The organism is Vibrio sp. 10N.222.55.C6 (genome assembly GCF_041473395.1).
Taxonomy (GTDB): Bacteria; Pseudomonadota; Gammaproteobacteria; order Enterobacterales; family Vibrionaceae; genus Vibrio; species Vibrio crassostreae_C.
Genome location: NZ_JBFRSD010000315.1, coordinates 1 through 1,818 on the forward strand (window position 1 = coordinate 1; position 1,818 = coordinate 1,818).

A 1,818-nucleotide genomic window follows, 5' to 3' on the forward strand; every position below is an offset into this window, starting at 1 on the left:
ATTAATATCGACGCTTTGCGGGTGAATACCTTTAAAGTCTGCGGGGTAATTGCCTAAAAAAGTAAAACCCTGCCCATCGTCAACGTAGTAGTCTGCGGTTCCGGCATCATTTCCCGCTCCCGGCTGATAAATCAGTTGAACACTATAGTCTCCCCCACCAACCATGTAACGAGGATCGCGAATAAAGGGCGTATCTCCCACCGTAGGCTCATTAATATCATTGGTCCAGATGGTGTATTCCGGGCGGTTATTTCCGGGCTCTTGCTCTGCAAACACAGATTCAGCAAGCTGGGCGGAATTGATATTAAATGATATTTTAAATTCACCGCTCGGATCTACGTTACAAGTCGACGCTGTCGCGATCAAAGGGAATAGGCAGAAACAGGCAACTAAAATATATCTACATGCTTTCATCGTATTGACTCCCTCACCCAAACTTCTTGAATACGCTGTACTTGGTTAATGCCTGAGCCACAAACGGCTGTTGATTCAATCTTAAAAAAACCAACATCATCTAAAATTCCGATCGGAGTACAAGTTAACTCTTCAACTGCACAGATAGTCGACATCCCACTACTCACTTGGTTTGAATTTAAGTTACCACAGACGGTGCTCACACTGGTTGAAACCGCAGGCGAAACCGTTAATGGATAAACTTGAGTGAGTGCCCACTCATTAGCGGAATGTGCTAATAGCCAAGCCTGTGTTCCAAGTTGTTTACGCGTCAATGTATCGTGGTTTGACCATTGTACTTGCACTAAAGAAGTCGCAAGGAAGCCCATCACCACAATAACAAATATCGCGACGACCAAAACACTGCCTTGTTGAGATGATTTTCTATGGCGCATTGAGTACCTGCACATCTTGTTGGTAAACGCTTACTTCACTGTTTTGCTCAAGCACAAGATCGATGTGAATCACGCCACCTCGCTGCAAGCTTGGCTCTTCGTAGCGGAAGTTACTTTGAGCATAATTGATGCTATCCGCAACGGTGATTCCATTGCGCTGAATTAGGCCTTGGTTCTGAACGGTATCATTCACTAAACAGTAACTCACCGAAGCACTCTCATCGTAAATATAATGGCGTTGAGCAATAGACTGGCTGCTAAGGCTAACAGAGTTAGCGGTAAACACATTACTCGTGGAAACTAAACCTGAGACTGAAATCCGTTGAGTCGAACCAGATCCAAATTCAGAATAAGTGGTGGGATTAATAATGAGGTAATCGCCGGCATCTAACGTGGGCGAGTCTTGCCCGATAATAAAATCAAGCTCATCCGTCGATTCGTCAAGGTGATAAAAGCCTGAGTATTTAATAGCGTAAAAGGTGAGACATTTTTGAGCAAAAACCGAAGCCGGAGCAATACTCGAATCAAAACTGTTAGGGACCGCGTGACTGATTTCTCGCGACATTTTCTCAACAACAAACTGCCCTTTTACTTGCACCTTTTGTCTATCGATAGTGTCGACATAACCTTTCATGCCGTATTCAACAAAACCTGCGATCGCTAAACCAATCACACCAACGACTACAATCGTTACAATCATCTCAATTAAGGTGAAACCACGCTGCTTCATCAGTAGTTCCCCTTATAAGCAACGACGTTATAACGATTATTACCACCGAAGATCTGTATCTCAACACGCTTCATCGGGCCAATTGTGTTGTCATCAATTCCGTCCATGTTGCCATCGTAAAACACAGATACTTCCACCCGAAAATTGGCATAGCTATCATCTATCTGTTCATCAAGTATATTGGCTAATTCATTCGTAGTACTCGACAGGCAGGCGGATTCAGTCGCAGCCGTATACCAG

The 1,818-nt window shown here is 44.1% G+C and carries 3 protein-coding genes and 1 pseudogene; all 4 read right to left on the minus strand.

Features of this window, described 5'->3' with window-relative positions; genetic code table 11:
• On the minus strand, window positions 1–414 hold a 414-nt coding region (locus tag AB4486_RS23860; protein ID WP_372119074.1), incomplete at its 3' end, for a hypothetical protein.
• A complete protein-coding gene (locus AB4486_RS23865; RefSeq protein ID WP_102393507.1) occupies window positions 411–848 on the minus strand; it encodes an MSHA biogenesis protein MshP in 438 nt (145 codons plus the stop codon). The genes AB4486_RS23865 and AB4486_RS23860, both read right to left, overlap by 4 nt.
• Window positions 838–1,578 carry a prepilin-type N-terminal cleavage/methylation domain-containing protein gene (locus tag AB4486_RS23870; protein WP_102393508.1) on the minus strand — a complete coding sequence of 247 codons (741 nt, stop codon included), beginning with the start codon at window positions 1,576–1,578 and terminating at the stop codon, window positions 838–840. Before AB4486_RS23870 ends, AB4486_RS23865 begins: the two co-directional genes overlap by 11 nt.
• Window positions 1,578–1,818 (minus strand): annotated as a pseudogene (locus AB4486_RS23875) (MSHA biogenesis protein MshD); the annotation flags it as partial. The pseudogene AB4486_RS23875 and the gene AB4486_RS23870, both read right to left, overlap by 1 nt.

What these genes read in the sequence shown, in the direction of transcription:
- AB4486_RS23870 (WP_102393508.1), bottom strand. Translation starts at nt 1,578, where the DNA reads ATGAAGCAGCGTGGTTTCACCTTAATTGAGATGATTGTAACGATTGTA.
- AB4486_RS23865 (WP_102393507.1), bottom strand. Translation starts at nt 848, where the DNA reads ATGCGCCATAGAAAATCATCTCAACAAGGCAGTGTTTTGGTCGTCGCG.